Genomic DNA, 15,876 nt, shown 5'->3' with positions numbered 1-15,876 from the left:
CTCAGAGTGTTTTATATGCGCGGCCTTTAAGATCATGAAGATGATCAAGACTCATTTCCGCCACCCGTTCATCGAGTGACTGTATGAGCGTCGGACAGATCATCGGATCTGTGAAATTCATCGTTCCGACTGCCACTGCGTCCGCACCGACAGAAATATAGTCGAGAATATCATCGACGTTCGAGATGCCGCCCATGCCGATGATCGGAATATGGGGCAGATGCTGGCGCACCTGGTAGATCATGTTCAGGCTCACCGGTTTTATTGCAGGGCCGCTGAGACCTCCGGTGATATTCGAGAGGATCGGGCGTCCACGGTCATCGAGCCGCATGCCGACCAGCGTATTGATCATTGTCAGTCCATCGGCTATATCACCGACGCTTCTCGCCATGTCCACAATACTTGTCACATTGGGTGAAAGTTTTACATATACCGGTACATCAGACACTTCCTTGACACGGGACGTCAGACGTCTGGCGGTCTCCGGGTCGGTACCGAACTGGATGCCGCCCTCCTTGACGTTCGGGCAGGAGATGTTGAGTTCGATGGCTTTAACATTGGGAGCCTTGGATATTTTGTCGGCTACAATGACATAGTCGTCGACTTCGCTGCCGGCAACGTTGGCGATGATCGGCACATCGAACTGTTCGAGAAACTTGAGCTCATGTTCCAAAATGTGGTCGACACCTGGATTCTGCAGTCCGATGGCATTCAGCATGCCGCTTGAAGTCTCCGCGACACGCGGTGTCCGGTTGCCGGTTCTTGCCTCATGTGTCGCCGCTTTGATCATGATGGCACCGAGATCAGACAAGTCATAGAGCTTTGAGAACTCCTCCCCGAAGCTGAAGCATCCGGAAGCGGGCATGATCGGATTTTTAAGATCAAGTCCCGGAAGAGTGATGTTCAATGCACTGCTGTTCATAGTACAATCTCTCCCTTCCTGAAAACAGGACCTTCTGTACACAGCTTGATCCAGTCGCCTTCCGCCGTTTCGCATACGCAGGCGTAGCATACACCAAAGCCGCAGCCCATGCGTTCTTCAAGCGAAATGTAGCCGTCCATATCCATGGTTTCACTCAATACTTTGAGCATGACTTTAGGACCACAGGCATAGAAGCAGTCGAACTGCTGATCGAGCGTGCGGATCACGTCCGTGACGAACCCTTCCGTACCATAGGAGCCATCTGCTGTTGCGACATGCGTTTCACCGAGTGCTCTGAACTTGTCTTCATAGAAGACATCCTTCTTCGAGTTGAAACCGAGGACGTGTGTCGTTCTGACTCCCATCCGGTTCAGCTGCTTTGACAGCTCATACAGCGGAGGCACGCCGATGCCGCCACCGATGATCAGTACATGGTCATTCTGCTCGAGTGGATAGCCGTTGCCAAGGGGAGTGAGGACATCTACAGCATCCCCTGCCCGAAGCTTCGAAAGCTTCCTTGTCCCCTCGCCTTCGGCACGGTATATGATGGTGAACCGTGAATGTTCATGATCGATATCGGCAATCGAAATCGGACGTCTCAGCACATGCTCTGTCGTATCATTGATGCGGACATGGACGAACTGTCCGGGTGTCTCCATGGTGCTTGTAATATCCCCTTCAAGCACCATCTCATGAATCTTGTCCGCAATGCATTTCTGATCTACCACTGTCATCAGATTTTTCATTTCTTCACCTACATCTTTTCCATATTGAACGTCATGCTTTCAATGACTTCCACAAGCGTGCGCGCCGTGTCCAAGGATGTCAGGCATGGAATGCCGTTCTCGACCGATTCCCTTCTGATTCTGAAACCGTCGCGCTCCACCTGTTTTCCTTTCGTCATCGTATTTATGACAATCTGCACACTGCCATTCTGGATATTTTTCAGCAGACTGTTTTCGCCTTCGCTGACCTTGTCCACAGTAATATATGGAATCCTATGCTCTCCGAGTACCTTGGCTGTTCCTTTTGTCGCCATGATGCGGTATCCGCACTGGGAGAGACGGTGGGCAAGCTTTACAGCCTCTTCCTTATCCTTATCGGCAACCGTCATGAGTACTGTGCCGTGATCCTTCACCTCAAGACCGCTTGCCACCAGTCCTTTATAGAGTGCCTTATGGAGGCTCAAGTCCTTGCCCATGACCTCACCTGTTGATTTCATTTCAGGTCCAAGTGTGATATCCACGTTCTTCAGCTTGCTGAAGCTGAATACCGGTGCTTTGACATGGTAGCCCTTCTTGAATGGCGCGAGTCCGAGCGGATGGTCCATGTCTCTCAGGTCGGCACCGAGAATCGCCTTCATCGCAAGGTTGGCCATCGGTATTTCCGTGATCTTGCTCATGAAAGGCACGGTGCGGCTCGCACGCGGATTGACTTCAAGTACGTAGACTTCGCCATCGGACAGGACGAACTGGATGTTGATCAGTCCGATTGTATTGAGGCCAAGTGCCAGCTTCTCCGTATAGTCCTTGAGTGTCGCAATCTCGTTGTTGGTCAGTGTCACCGGCGGATATACTGCAATGGAGTCTCCGGAGTGTACACCGGCACGTTCGATATGCTCCATGATGCCCGGAATGATGACATTCTCACCATCGCTGATGGCATCCACTTCAATCTCCTTGCCTGTCAGGTAGCGGTCGATCAGTACCGGATGTTCCGGTGATGCCTTCACTGCGTCCCTCATGTAGTTTTTGAGTTCATCTTCATTATAGACGATCTCCATGGCACGGCCACCAAGAACATAGCTTGGGCGTACAAGTACCGGATAGCCGATATATGTTGCATTATCGAGCGCCTCCTGCTCATTCGTCGCCGTTTTGCCGAGCGGCTGTGGCACATCGATTTCACGGAGCAGTGCCTCGAAGCGTTTTCTGTCTTCGGCACGGTCCAGATCATCGAGAGATGTTCCAAGAATCTTTACGCCGCTCCGTTCCAGACGATCTGCCAGGTTGATGGCCGTCTGTCCGCCGAACTGGACGACGACACCTTTCGGCTGCTCCAGTTCGATGATGTTCATGACGTCTTCATGTGTAAGGGGTTCAAAATAAAGCTTATCGGAAATCGAGAAGTCCGTCGAAACCGTTTCGGGATTGTTGTTGATGATGATGGCTTCATAGCCCGCTTCCTGGATGGCCCATACTGCGTGGACAGTGGCATAGTCGAACTCCACGCCCTGGCCGATACGGATCGGACCACTGCCGAGAACGATGATCTTCTCGCGATCACTGACGATGGATTCATTTTCCTGCTCGTACGTTCCATAGAAATATGGTGTCTCAGACTCGAACTCTGCCGCACATGTATCCACCATTTTGTAGACCGGCATCAGACCTTGAGATTTACGCAGTTCAAATACTTCTTCTTCACTCATGTTCCATCGATGGCCGATCACTCTGTCACTGAAGCCGTATGTCTTGGCCCATTTCAGATGGTCCATGGACTTCGGATTCTCCTTCAGTTCATGCTCGATATCGATGATGTGCTGGAACTTCCTCAGGAAGAACATGTCGATTTTCGTCCATTCATGGATGGTCTCCATGGACACACCGCGCCTCAATGCTTCTCCAATGTAGAACAGTCTTTCATCACTCTGCTTCTGGATCATTTCATTGATGTAGTCAAGTTCGAATGCATCGCCGTTCGGAAGACCGAGGTGATGGACACCGTATTCAAGTGAACGGATGGCTTTCAGAAGGGACTCTTCATACGTACGGCCGATGGCCATGACTTCCCCTGTCGCCTTCATCTGCGTACCGAGTTTGCGTTCCCCTTTTTCGAATTTATCGAATGGGAAGCGTGGAATTTTCGATACGACATAGTCCAGTGCCGGTTCGAATGCTGCATAGCTTGTACCGGTGATCGGATTGATCATTTCATCCAGTGTCATGCCGATGGCAATCTTCGCAGCAAGCTTGGCAATCGGATAGCCTGTCGCTTTTGATGCCAATGCAGAAGAGCGTGACACCCTCGGGTTGACTTCGATGATGTAGTAGTCGAAGGAGTGCGGGTCGAGTGCCAGCTGGACATTACAGCCACCTTCGATTTCCAGTCTGCGTATGACATCGAGCGAGACATTGCGCAGCATCTGGTGCTCCTTGTCTGTCAGCGTCTGTGTCGGTGCAACAACTATCGAGTCACCTGTATGGATGCCGACCGGATCGATATTTTCCATATTACAGACAACAATCGCATTGTCGTTGGAATCACGCATCACTTCGTATTCGACTTCCTTGAAACCGGCAATCGATTTTTCGACCAGGCACTGGCTGACCGGCGAGTATTTCAGGCCGTTAGCTACAATCTCCCTCAAGTCTTCATCGTTGTAGCAGATGCCGCCGCCTGTACCTCCCATGGTGAAGGCAGGACGTACGATGAACGGGTAGCCGACACGATTTTTGAAAGTGACTGCTTCGTTCATCGTCGTGATGATGTCGGAATCTGGAACCGGAACTTCCATTTCATTCATCAGCTGTCTGAAAAGGTCGCGGTCCTCTGCCTGTTTGATGGAGGACAGTTTCGTTCCAAGAAGCTCCACGCCATTCTCTTCAAGAATGCCAAGACGATCCAGCTCCACTGCCATGTTGAGACCAACCTGTCCGCCGAGTGTCGGCAGCAGCGCATCCGGCTGCTCCTTGCGGATGATCCTTGCGATGAAGTCCGGAGTGAGCGGCTCGATATAGACGACATCCGCAATCTCCTTGTCGGTCATGATGGTTGCCGGATTTGAGTTTACAAGGATGACACGGTAGCCTTCCTCCCTCAATGCGACACAGGCCTGTGTACCTGCATAGTCGAACTCTGCTGCCTGGCCGATGATGATCGGACCGCTTCCTATGACGAGAATGGTTTCGATGTCTTTACGTTTAGGCATGGTTGCCCTCCTTCTGTTTCATCAGATCTATGAATTCCTTGAAAAGATATTCCGGATCGTGCGGGCCGGAACTGGCTTCCGGATGGTACTGCACTGAAAATGCCGGATATTCCGTATGTCTCAGTCCTTCGACCGTATTGTCGTTCAGGGCGATGTGCGTCACTTCGAGGCCTGTGCCTTCCAGAGAATCGGGATCAATGGAATAGCCATGGTTCTGTGATGAAATTTCAATCTTGCCTGTTGCGAGATTTTTTACGGGATGGTTACTGCCACGGTGTCCGAACTTCATTTTGAACGTCTTTGCACCACATGCCATGCCGAATACCTGGTGGCCCATGCATATGCCGAATAGCGGTATACCGAGCAGCTCCTTCACAGTTTGGATCTGGTCCGGAATGTTGGCCGGATCCCCGGGACCGTTCGACAGCATGACACCGTCCGGGCGCATCTGTCTGATCTGTTCGGCGGTCGTGTCGTAAGGGACAACCGTAACATCACAGCCGAAACCATTCAGGTGGCGGACGATATTCTCCTTCTTGCCGTAGTCGATCAGTACGACGCGCGGCCCTGGTCCTGTTGAGATATAAGGGGTTTTTGTCGCAACGCGTTTGACCTGGTCTGTACGGAACTCGGAATTCTGCAGCAGTTCGATCAGATCTTCATGGTATGTCTCATCTGTAATGATCGCCTTCATCACACCACCGCTTCTGAGTTTTCTGGTGATGCTCCTCGTATCGATGCCGCTGATTCCAGGGATATCATGGCGCTTCAGAAATTCGTCCAGCGTTTCAGATGTACGGAAGTTGGAAGGGCCTGTGCTTGCTTCCCTGACGACCACACCGCGTGCCTGGGCGATCAGTGATTCGTTATCTTCCGTGTTCATTCCGGTGTTGCCGATGAGCGGGTAGGTGAACGTGATGATCTGATCCGTATAGGACAGATCGGTAATCACTTCCTGCGCGCCGGTCATCGTTGTATTGAAGACAAGCTCCCCTTCCGATGGTTTGTTTGCACCAAAGGGATAGCCTTCGTAGACTGTGCCGTCTTCCAGTACCAGGTATCTTTTTTCTTTCAGCATCATGCTTCCTCCTTATATGCCACTTTGCCATCAACGATGGTCATGTGGATATCCGATTCCAGTTCCATGCCGTGGAATGGTGTATTGCGTGCCTTTGAATAGAACTTCTCTTTGTCGAGCGTGTATGTTTTGCCGAGATCGATGACTGTGATATCCGCGGCCCTGCCTTCCGCCAGAACACCCATGCCCATGTTGAATGTCTCCGACGGTCTGACTGTCAACCAGTCGACGAGCTGCTGCAGGGTGAACGTACCGTTTTTGACCAGTTTCGTATAGAGCAGCTGGAAGGCATTTTCACTGCCTGTGATGCCGAATGGTGCCGTCTCGATGCCGACCGCCTTCTCTTCTTCTGCATGCGGTGCATGGTCTGTCGCAATCAGATCGATTGTACCGTCAAGCAGCCCCGCAATCAGTGCTTCCCGGTCATCACTGCCTCTGAGCGGCGGATTCATCTTGAAGTTCGGGTCATCACCTGTAATATCATTTTCATCGAGTACAAGGTGGTGCGGTGTCACTTCTGCTGTTACATGCACACCGGCACGCTTTGCGTCGCGGATGATACGCACACTTTCCTTGGTGCTCACATGGCACACATGATAATGGCATCCGGCCGCTTCTGCGAGCAGTATATCGCGTGCGATATGTACGGATTCCGCAACGGATGGAATACCCGGGATTTTGAGCCTGCGGCTCGTTTCGCCTTCATGGATGGCGCCGCCATGAATCAGTGTGTTCTCTTCCGTATGTGCAACCACAGGCATATCCACCTTCTTCGCTTCAAGCATTGCCTGCAGCATCATGTCGGCACTCTGTACACCGACACCATCATCGGTGAAGGCGAATGCGCCCCCCTGCTTCAATCCTCGGAAATCGACCAGGTCGCGTCCAAGCTGACGCTCTGTTATTGAAGCATATGGAAGCACTTTGACGTGCGCCGTCTCTTTGATGCGATCCTGGATATTTGCGAGTGTCTCCACATTATCCGGTACCGGTCGTGTATTCGGCATCGGGCAGATGGCGGTGAATCCGCCGCGGGCTGCAGCGAGCGTGCCCGTCTCGATCGTCTCCTTATGTTCGCCGCCCGGCTCTCTCAGATGAACGTGGACGTCCACGAACCCGGGCGTAATGAGCATGCCTGTGCAGTCGATCATCTCTTCGCCTTCCCGCTCGATGCTGTCTGCAATTTCTGCGATGACACCATCTTCGATGAATATATCTTTTCTGACCTCATTGCTGTTCTCCAGTACCATTCCATTTTTCAAAAGCAGTCCCATTAATTTTCACTCCCGAGAATTTCTTGTAGTACGCTCATGCGCATGAAAACACCATTCTTCATCTGTTCAAAAATGACTGAACGCGGACCTTCTATCAGACGGCCATCAATCTCGACATCCCGGTTGACCGGTGCGGGATGCATGATGATGGCACTTTCTTTCATACGCTGGTGCCGTGCCAGTGTCATGCCGTATTGCATATGATACCCTTTCTTGGTGAAGTCGACTGCATCGTCATGCCGCTCATGCTGGACACGCAGCAGCATGATGACGTCCGCTTCCTCCACTGCATCGTCCAGGTCGACATAGTGCACTGCCATGCTGTCATCCTGCCATGCTTCAGGTGCGCAGAAGCTGACTTCAGCACCCAGTTTTGATAGTGCCTGCTGGTTGCTTTTGGCCACCCGGCTGTGAGTTATGTCTCCAGCGATGACCACTCTCAGGCCGCTGAAGGTGCCGAAGCGTTCATAGATGGTCATCAGGTCGAGCAGCGACTGGGTCGGATGTGAACCGCTGCCGTCGCCGCCGTTGATGATCGGTATGCCGAGATCCTCCATTTCATCGTAGTACTCCGTGATGCCATGGCGGATGACGAGCGCGTCGCAGCCGATGGCCTGCATTGTACGGCAGGTATCATAGAGCGATTCACCCTTTGTGACCGAACTGTGGTCGGCATCGAACGGAATCGATGTGATGCCGAGCCGCCGTTCGGCCATTTCGAAGCTTGCCTTTGTACGGGTCGAAGGTTCGAAGAATAGGTTTGCGATATATTTTTCTTCTTTTACCGGTGTGTAGTTGCCTGACTTCATCTCAAGTGCCCTTTCGATCAGGCGCATGATGTCCGTGTCAGTAAGCTGGTGCATCGATAGCAGATTATTCATCTCGTAAAGGCGCCTCCTTTGGAAGAATGGCATTCAGGACAATACCTGCAACGGCTGCGAGTGCCATGCCTTCAAGGTTGAACGGGATGTCCCCGATGGTGAAGTCGAGGTGGGCCTTGCCGATGCCGACGACCAGAATGACCGATGCGATGACGAGGTTTCTTTTCGAATCGAGGTTCACCTGCTCATCGATCAGCATTCTGAGACCACTTGATGCGATGATGCCGAACAGCAGTATGGAGACACCGCCCATGACGGGTGAAGGGATGCTCTGCACAACTGCTGTGAACTTGCCGATGAAGCCGAGTATGACGGCAAGGACACCTGCGCCGCCGATGACCCACACGCTGAAGATCCGTGTAATGGCCAGCACCCCGATGTTCTCACCATATGTTGTCGTCGGCGGGCCGCCGATGATGCTCGAGAACATTGTGGAGACGCCGTCACCGATGAGCGACCGGTGCAGCCCGGGCTTCTTGAAGAAGTTGCGGCCGACGATCTTGTTGATGACCATCTGGTGGCCGATATGTTCACTGACTGTTACAAAGACGATGGGCAGCATGACGATCATCAGACCGACATTCACAGTCGGATCATAGGATACGAAAGGCACATGCACATCCGGGAGGACGAACCAGCCCGTCTCCCTGATTGCGGTGAAGTCGACGATGCCGACAATCACTGCTGTGATGTAGCCGCCAACGATGCCGATCAGGATCGGGATGAGCGACAGCACACCTCTTAGGAAAATGGAGGCACAGATGGTGATGATGAGCGTCACGGCTGCAACGAATATGTAGAGCATGCTGTAGCCTTCCTGGTTGCCGGAATCCGTATACATGGCCATGTCGACAGCAACCGGTGCAAGCCCGAGCCCGATGACCATGATGACCGGTCCGACGACAACAGGCGGCAGCAGGCTCATCAGCCAGTCGATTCCGAACAGCCGGATGATAAGACCGATGATGACGTACAGCACACCGCTGAAGAACAGGGCAGTCAGCACTTCACCGAGGCTGTTGGCTCCAAGTGCGATGGTAATGGGCAGAATGAATGCAAAACTCGAACCCAGATATGCAGGAATCTGCCCTTTTGTGATGAGCAGGTAGAGCAGCGTGCCGATCCCGCTTGCGATCAGGGCGGCTGATATCGGCAGCCCCGTCAGAAATGGTACAAGTACAGTGGCGCCGAACATGGCGAACAGGTGCTGTGAACTCAGCAGCAGCCATTGGGCGGGTTTTGGTTTCTCGTGTACATCCAGTACCGGCTCTACACTTTTGCTATAGATTTCTTCTGTTGATTCTCTGTCCTGCATGACTTCGTTCCTCCTATTATCTGCTTAATGTCACTTCGTTGGTCTCATCGTACTCTGCAAGGTTCACATGAATTTTCTCATCCCGTGCTGTCGGAATGTTCTTGCCGACGTAATCCGCACGTATCGGCAGTTCCCTGTGTCCCCGGTCGATCAGTACAGCCAGGGATATTTTAGCCGGCCGGACCTGGCTCAGTATCGCATCCATGGCCGCCCGGATCGTCCTTCCGGTGTAGAGGACGTCATCCACGACGATGACATGCCGGCCATCGAGCGGAACATCGACCGAAATGGTCTCCTCTGCCCCCCTGCCTTCCGGCTGCCTGTCATCCCTGAATGCCGTAATATCGATGGTGCCTGTCGGTATTCTGACACCGTCGATGCTCTCTATCCGTTCCTGTAGCCGGGTGGCGAGGAATTCTCCCCGCGTCTTGATGCCGAGGAATACAATGCCCTCAGACCCTTTATTCCGTTCCAGTATTTCGTGGGACATCCGGGTCAGCGACCGGCTGATCTGCGACTCGTCCAGAATGGTTCTCCGTTCCATATCAATGACCTCTTTTCAAAAATTGTATAAAAAAATACTCATGTCCAAAGACATGAGTATACACGTATCCTAATAATTATGCATTCCGCCTATGGCAGGTGCACCCGTTTATATCATGTCTTTGAAGCCTCACGGGACTTCGTTTAAAGACAATGGCTATTTACTTTTCCTTAACAGTCTATTCCTATTCATTTTCAATGTCAAGAACTAATCGGAGAGGAGTGTCAAACTTTCCAGTACGTCCTCGAATACATCCGGCAGCGGCACAGTGAACTCGAGGTACTCTCCCGTCTTCGGATGAACGAATCCGAGGGTACCTGCATGCAGCATCTGGCCTGCCGATTCGATCGTCTTCCTCGGACCATACTTCGGGTCACCGGCAAGTGGATAGCCGATATACTTCATATGCACGCGGATCTGGTGTGTCCGGCCGGTATCAAGGATGCACTCGACGAGTGTAAAGTCCTTGTAGCGTTCCAGAACATTGAAGTGGGTGACGGCCTCCTTGCCATCATCGACCACCGCCATCTCCTGGCGCTCCTTCGGATTGCGTCCGATCGGCGCTTCGATGGTACCTTTGTCATGCGGGATGGTACCGTGGACAAGGGCGGTATATTTTCTGGTCACGCTCTTCTCCACCAGCTGCTCTACGAGGTGTCTGTGGGTCACGTCATCCTTGGCGACCATAAGGAGGCCACTTGTGTCCATATCGATTCTATGGACGATGCCCGGTCTCAGTTCACCATTGATGCCGGACAGGTTGTCGAGCTGGTACATCAGTCCATTGACCAGTGTTCCGGACGGGTGTCCGGCTGCCGGGTGCACGACCATGCCTTTCGGCTTGTTGACGACAGCCACTTCATCATCTTCGTATATTATATCGAGATTGAGGTTCTCGGGAATGATATCCGCTTCGACCAGCTCGCGGTCCTCGACGATGACAATATCTCCTGTTTTGACCTTGTAGTTGGCTTTCACTACATTGCCATTCACTTTAACAAGTTCTTCCTTGATGCGTCCCTGCATATCACTGCGGGATGCATCTTCGATCTGTTCTGCGAGCAGCCGGTCGATTCTCTGGCCGCCATCATTTTCATTCACTATTATTTCATGCATTCTTGTCACCTTTTCCTATGAAGAAGAATTCGATCAGCATCAGCACGACACCGATTGAGAGCGCACTATCCGCCACGTTGAAAATCGGGAAATCGTAGGAGATGATCAGAACATCAATAAAATCCACTACTTCCTGGAACAGCACACGATCGATGAAATTGCCGAAGGCCCCTGCCATCAGAAGCACGATGGCTGTCTGCAGCAGGAAGTTATCTTTTGCTTCCTTGATATACACATATACCAGTATACCCAGTACAAGAACTGTCACAAGGTAGAAGAAGATCATCTGTCCCTGGAACAGCCCCCAGGCAGCGCCGCTGTTTCGGTGGGAAGTCAGTGAGAGGAACTCGCCCAATACCGGAATCGACTCCCCCTCCTCCATGAAACGGACAACCAGATACTTTGTATACTGATCGAGCGCCAGTATGAACAGACCGAGAACAGCCATGGGCACAATTCTATAAGATTTCATCCTAGCCTCCTACAGCTGGTCGACAACTTCACGACATCTTGGACAGATGTCATCATCGCCATTCATGATGGATTCGGCAGTTGAATAGTTCCAGCAGCGCTCACAGCGTCTACCTTCTGCATGTTCGACTTTGACGCTGATATGGTCGTACGCTTTGCCATCCGGCAGTGAATCCACAACTTCCACCTGCGAAACGATGAAGAGCTGCGTGAGCGCACCGTTGATGTCATCGTAGCTCATGCCTTCCGGCTCGGTCACATAGACTTTTGCTTCTAGTGATTTACCGATGACCTTCTCATTTCTTGCCACTTCCAGCGCCTTCAGTACATCATCACGGACAGCCATGAACTGCTTCCATTTTTCAACAAGGGCAGTGTCCACTTCCGCCGATTCAGGCATATACTCGAGATGGACGCTTTCCTTTTCGACGAATGGCGTATGGTCGTGGATCTCTTCGGCCGTGTGCACGAGGATCGGCGCCATCAGACGGTTCAGATCTGTGAGGATGCGGTAGAGCACCGTCTGCATGCTGCGTCTGATATGTGCATCCTGCTTCTCGATGTAGAGGATGTCCTTGCCGTAGTCCAGATAGAAGTTGGACAGTTCGACATTGATGAAGTTCTGGAGTGCCTGGTACATAGTGACATAGTCATAGCGGTCATAGCCATCAAGCATCATGTTGACGATCTCATTGAAGCGCTGCATCATGAACTGGTCGACTTCCTTCATGTCTTCATACGCCACTGCATCTTCAGCCGGATTGAAATCGGCCACGTTGCCGAGCAGGAAGCGGAATGTGTTTCTGATCTTGCGGTAGACTTCGGATACCTGCTTCAGAATATCATCGGAGATTCTGACATCCTCCTCGAAGTCCGAGGACATGACCCATAGACGGATGATATCTGCGCCCATCTGCTTCATGACTTTCTCAGGCAGAATGGTATTGCCAAGGGATTTCGACATCTTCTTGCCTTCCCCGTCCATTACAAAACCGTGGCTCAAAAGCTCCTTGTATGGTGCGACACCCTTTGTCGCCACACTCGTGATGATGGATGAGTTGAACCATCCACGATACTGGTCGGAACCTTCAAAATAAAGATCCGCCGGGTATGTCAGGTAGTCCCTTGTATCCAGCACACCACGGTGGGAGGAGCCGGAATCGAACCAGACATCCATGATGTCCGTCTCCTTCGTGAACTCCCCGTTCGGAGACCCTTCATGCGTATATCCTTCAGGCAGCAGATCCTTGGCATCCCATTCGAACCAGATGTTTGAACCATGGTTCTCGAACAGTGACGCGACATGCTCGATGACGTCCGTATCGACGATCTCCTGGCCATTTTCAGCATAGAAGAATGGCAGTGGTACACCCCATACACGCTGACGGGAGATAACCCAGTCACCACGGTTCCTGATCATATTGTACATCCGCTTCTGACTCCACTCGACCTGGAATTTCGTATCCATGACGGCTTCAAGGATGTCTTCTCGGACATTTCTGATTGAAGCGAACCATTGCGGTGTGGCACGGAAGATGACAGGAGTCTTTGAACGCCAGTCATGCGGATAGGAGTGCGTGTAGAAGTTCAGTTTGACAAGGGCGCCTGATGCTTTCAGATCGTCCGAGATGACCTTGTTCGCTTCGTCATAGAAGAGCCCTTCGTATTTGCCTGCTTCTTCAGTAAATACACCTTTGTCATCCACAGGGCTGAGTACTTCGAGACCATACTTCTGGCCGACGATGAAGTCGTCATCACCATGGCCGGGTGCTGTATGCACACAGCCTGTACCCGCGTCTGTTGTCACGTGGTCGCCGAGTATGACGAGGCTCGTACGATCGAACAGCGGGTGTTTTGCGGCGATGTATTCGAGCGACTCGCCTTTGAATTCCTTCGTGCGCGCCACCTTGTCCTTGTCGAAATCGACTTCTTCACAGAAGTGGTCGAGCAGGTCTTCGGCCACAATATATTCCTGGCCTTCATAATTGAACTGCACGTAGTTCAGCTCAGGATGCACGGCAATCCCCTGATTGGCAGGAATCGTCCACGGTGTTGTCGTCCAGATGACAATTTTGACACCGGCATCGACGACACCTTTGCCATCTGCCACCTCGAAGCCGACATAGATGGATGGGGAACGCTTGTCCTTGTATTCAAGTTCCGCTTCCGCAAGGGATGATTCGCTGACCGGAGACCAGTAGATCGGCTTCTTGCCCTTATAGATCAGTCCCTTTTCAACCATATCGCGCAATACGCGCACTTGTGCCGCTTCAAACTCGGGCTTGTATGTCAGGTATGGATTATCCCATTCACCATCGATGCCCATGCGCTTGAATCCCTCGCGCTGCAGATCGATCTGCGAGTTGGCAAATTCGATGCATTTATTTCTGAATTCCTCGATGGTCATGCTTTTGCGGTCGACACCCTTGTTGGTCAGTGCCTGTTCGATCGGCAGCCCATGAGTATCCCAACCTGGTACGTATGGTGCATAGTAGCCGCGCATCTGCTTGTTGCGGATGATGATATCCTTGATGATCTTGTTCAGTGCGTGACCCATGTGCAGGGCACCGTTGGCATACGGTGGTCCGTCATGCAGCACATAAGGCGTATTGCCTTCATTCAGCTTCAGTTTCTTTTCGTACAGCTTCTCTTCCTGCCATCTCTTCTGCATTTCAGGCTCCTTGTTGACGAGCCCTCCACGCATTTTGAATTTTGTTTTCGGCATGAGCAAAGTATCTTTATAGTCCATTTTCCTAGCTCCCTCTTTTAAATTGATAAATGCATAAAAAACTCCGGAACAGTGTCAATAGGGGCGAAAAAATCCGCGGTACCACCCTGATTGACTCCGTCCGGAGTCCACTCGATTCCAATATGAATTATGGATCATTAGTGATATCAAGATCGTCATCGTCTGCCGGGGCTTCCACCCTCCCCCGGTCGCTTCTGCTGCCAATGGCGTCTGCATGTCTAACAATACTATCATTATGCTAAATATCCGCTGATCCGTCAACACGTCATTCGTTCTGGTCCTGCTCCGCTGCTTCAAGATCGTCCACCCGATGCTCCTGGTTGGTTTCAAAATCAAGCAGATAGTCCCAGTCATCCGATTTCAGCAGATCAAGCTGGGCTTCAACCAGCATCTTGAACCGTGCACGGAAGATCTTCGACTGCCGCTTCATATCCTCCGTCTGACTGGCGATGTGACGTGCACGGGCCAGGCTCTCGCTGACGATCCGCTCACGCTCCGCTTCAGCCGACTTCAGAATCTCTTCAGCTCTTGCCTGTGCTGTGCGCTTCGCTTCGTCCCCAGCACGCTGGGCAGTGAGAATGGCTTCATTGATGCTTGTCTCCACATTTCTGAAGCTGTTCAGGTTCTCTTCCTTCTCATCCAGCATGCCTTCAAGCTGTCTGATCTTTTCATCTCTCTGGTCAATCTCCGCCTGCAATGCCCTAAGGTGAGTCCGCACCTCCTGCTCATCCAGGCCGCGGTACACCGTGGGGAATCTGCGATTGACAGCTTCTTCTCTATCCATAAAATTCACCTCAGTTGTGTATTACCCATCCCGATAGACTCTAACCTCGAGCCGGTACTTTCCTTTTCTGGTCTCTGCAGTCAGTGCCGTCACTTTGAACCGTCCGAAGTGGCGGATGGATACTGTATCACCGGTTTCCATTATAAATGAAGGGCTCGTAACAATCGAATGATTGACTTTCACCTTGCCCTTCTCGACGCGTGCCTTCGATTTCGCACGTCCTTCATTGATTACTTCGGAGATGATCGCATCCACCCGGAACGAGGAGACGAGGATCGATGCGGGCTTTCCATCATCCACCGCGTCGATGAAAGACTCATGGGGCACCTCTTCAAGTGTGATGGGCGCATTTCTTATCCGGTCGAGAGATTCGCGGAACATGGCCGCGTACGGTGCCGCAACTGCGAACTGTATACTGTCTCCGACCACAATATCTCCAATCAGGGAGCGGTCCACACCGACATTCATTATGGCACCGAGTATGCTGCGGTGTGTCAGGGTTACAAACTTTTCAGGATACTTCATTTCAAAAACGGTAATATCATATTCATCGTGGGATACTTCGAGCATCTCCGGAATAATCATGGCACGTCTGCGCTCACGGTCGCCGGCCCCGCCATAGAACTCGATCTTGAGCTCCGGGTAGCTGCCGGCAAGGCTGGTCACGATCATCTGCTCCCTCGGATCGAGGAAATCGAGCAGGATCGGGTAGTAGTCCCGTTCTGCAATTTCAAACTTGCCATTATACATGGTGATCTTTTCATGCTCTTCTTTTCTAAAATGCTGATAGATCTCTTTCAATCTCCATCCT

General features: G+C 51.8%; 13 protein-coding genes. All 13 read right to left on the bottom strand.

Going from position 1 to position 15,876, the window contains the following annotated elements:
• Position 1: 1 nt before the first annotated feature.
• Positions 2-922: a dihydroorotate dehydrogenase gene (locus J4760_RS01185; RefSeq protein ID WP_237604522.1), complete on the bottom strand. Its 921-nt coding sequence runs from the start codon at positions 920-922 to the stop codon at positions 2-4.
• Complete coding sequence (locus J4760_RS01180; RefSeq protein ID WP_237604521.1) at positions 919-1,668, bottom strand: dihydroorotate dehydrogenase electron transfer subunit; 750 nt, start codon at positions 1,666-1,668, stop codon at positions 919-921. The genes J4760_RS01185 and J4760_RS01180 overlap by 4 nt, the downstream gene beginning before the upstream one ends.
• A gap of 8 nt (positions 1,669-1,676) precedes the next feature.
• Positions 1,677-4,853: a carbamoyl-phosphate synthase large subunit gene (gene carB, locus J4760_RS01175; protein ID WP_237604520.1), complete on the bottom strand. Its 3,177-nt coding sequence runs from the start codon at positions 4,851-4,853 to the stop codon at positions 1,677-1,679.
• A complete protein-coding gene (carA, locus tag J4760_RS01170; protein ID WP_186365484.1) occupies positions 4,846-5,928 on the bottom strand; it encodes a glutamine-hydrolyzing carbamoyl-phosphate synthase small subunit in 1,083 nt (360 codons plus the stop codon). Before carA ends, carB begins: the two co-directional genes overlap by 8 nt.
• 2 nt (positions 5,929-5,930) lie before the next feature.
• Positions 5,931-7,205 (bottom strand): dihydroorotase, encoded by a 1,275-nt coding sequence (locus J4760_RS01165; RefSeq protein ID WP_237604519.1) that lies wholly within the window; start codon positions 7,203-7,205, stop codon positions 5,931-5,933.
• A complete protein-coding gene (locus tag J4760_RS01160; protein ID WP_237604518.1) occupies positions 7,205-8,086 on the bottom strand; it encodes an aspartate carbamoyltransferase catalytic subunit in 882 nt (293 codons plus the stop codon). The genes J4760_RS01165 and J4760_RS01160 overlap by 1 nt, the downstream gene beginning before the upstream one ends.
• Positions 8,079-9,401 carry a uracil-xanthine permease family protein gene (locus tag J4760_RS01155; RefSeq protein ID WP_237604517.1) on the bottom strand — a complete coding sequence of 441 codons (1,323 nt, stop codon included), beginning with the start codon at positions 9,399-9,401 and terminating at the stop codon, positions 8,079-8,081. Before J4760_RS01155 ends, J4760_RS01160 begins: the two co-directional genes overlap by 8 nt.
• Before the next feature lie 16 nt (positions 9,402-9,417).
• The gene (gene pyrR / locus J4760_RS01150; RefSeq protein ID WP_237604516.1) at positions 9,418-9,945 is read right to left on the bottom strand and encodes a bifunctional pyr operon transcriptional regulator/uracil phosphoribosyltransferase PyrR; all 528 of its coding nucleotides are present in this window, start codon (positions 9,943-9,945) and stop codon (positions 9,418-9,420) included.
• A gap of 207 nt (positions 9,946-10,152) precedes the next feature.
• Entirely contained in the window at positions 10,153-11,061 is a 909-nt protein-coding gene (locus J4760_RS01145; RefSeq protein WP_237604515.1) for an RluA family pseudouridine synthase, read from the bottom strand.
• Positions 11,054-11,533, bottom strand: a complete 480-nt coding sequence (gene lspA / locus J4760_RS01140) for a signal peptidase II (protein ID WP_255695212.1) — start codon at positions 11,531-11,533, stop codon at positions 11,054-11,056. Before lspA ends, J4760_RS01145 begins: the two co-directional genes overlap by 8 nt.
• 9 nt (positions 11,534-11,542) lie before the next feature.
• Positions 11,543-14,281: an isoleucine--tRNA ligase gene (ileS, locus tag J4760_RS01135; RefSeq protein WP_237604514.1), complete on the bottom strand. Its 2,739-nt coding sequence runs from the start codon at positions 14,279-14,281 to the stop codon at positions 11,543-11,545.
• Between the two features lie 265 nt (positions 14,282-14,546).
• Positions 14,547-15,065 (bottom strand): DivIVA domain-containing protein, encoded by a 519-nt coding sequence (locus J4760_RS01130; RefSeq protein ID WP_145285186.1) that lies wholly within the window; start codon positions 15,063-15,065, stop codon positions 14,547-14,549.
• 21 nt (positions 15,066-15,086) lie between these two features.
• The gene (locus J4760_RS01125; protein ID WP_145285183.1) at positions 15,087-15,866 is read right to left on the bottom strand and encodes a YlmH family RNA-binding protein; all 780 of its coding nucleotides are present in this window, start codon (positions 15,864-15,866) and stop codon (positions 15,087-15,089) included.
• Positions 15,867-15,876: the final 10 nt, after the last annotated feature.

It is taken from the genome of Salinicoccus sp. ID82-1 (genome assembly GCF_021991715.1).
GTDB classification, from domain to species: Bacteria; Bacillota; Bacilli; order Staphylococcales; family Salinicoccaceae; genus Salinicoccus; species Salinicoccus cyprini.
This window is presented reverse-complemented; position numbering and strand designations above follow the sequence as displayed.

What these genes read in the sequence shown, in the direction of transcription:
- J4760_RS01185 (WP_237604522.1), bottom strand. Translation starts at nt 922, where the DNA reads ATGAACAGCAGTGCATTGAACATCACTCTTCCGGGACTTGATCTTAAA.
- J4760_RS01180 (WP_237604521.1), bottom strand. Translation starts at nt 1,668, where the DNA reads ATGAAAAATCTGATGACAGTGGTAGATCAGAAATGCATTGCGGACAAG.
- carB (WP_237604520.1), bottom strand. Translation starts at nt 4,853, where the DNA reads ATGCCTAAACGTAAAGACATCGAAACCATTCTCGTCATAGGAAGCGGT.
- J4760_RS01165 (WP_237604519.1), bottom strand. Translation starts at nt 7,205, where the DNA reads ATGGGACTGCTTTTGAAAAATGGAATGGTACTGGAGAACAGCAATGAG.
- J4760_RS01160 (WP_237604518.1), bottom strand. Translation starts at nt 8,086, where the DNA reads ATGAATAATCTGCTATCGATGCACCAGCTTACTGACACGGACATCATG.
- J4760_RS01155 (WP_237604517.1), bottom strand. Translation starts at nt 9,401, where the DNA reads ATGCAGGACAGAGAATCAACAGAAGAAATCTATAGCAAAAGTGTAGAG.
- pyrR (WP_237604516.1), bottom strand. Translation starts at nt 9,945, where the DNA reads ATGGAACGGAGAACCATTCTGGACGAGTCGCAGATCAGCCGGTCGCTG.
- J4760_RS01145 (WP_237604515.1), bottom strand. Translation starts at nt 11,061, where the DNA reads ATGCATGAAATAATAGTGAATGAAAATGATGGCGGCCAGAGAATCGAC.
- lspA (WP_255695212.1), bottom strand. Translation starts at nt 11,533, where the DNA reads ATGAAATCTTATAGAATTGTGCCCATGGCTGTTCTCGGTCTGTTCATA.
- ileS (WP_237604514.1), bottom strand. Translation starts at nt 14,281, where the DNA reads ATGGACTATAAAGATACTTTGCTCATGCCGAAAACAAAATTCAAAATG.
- J4760_RS01130 (WP_145285186.1), bottom strand. Translation starts at nt 15,065, where the DNA reads ATGGATAGAGAAGAAGCTGTCAATCGCAGATTCCCCACGGTGTACCGC.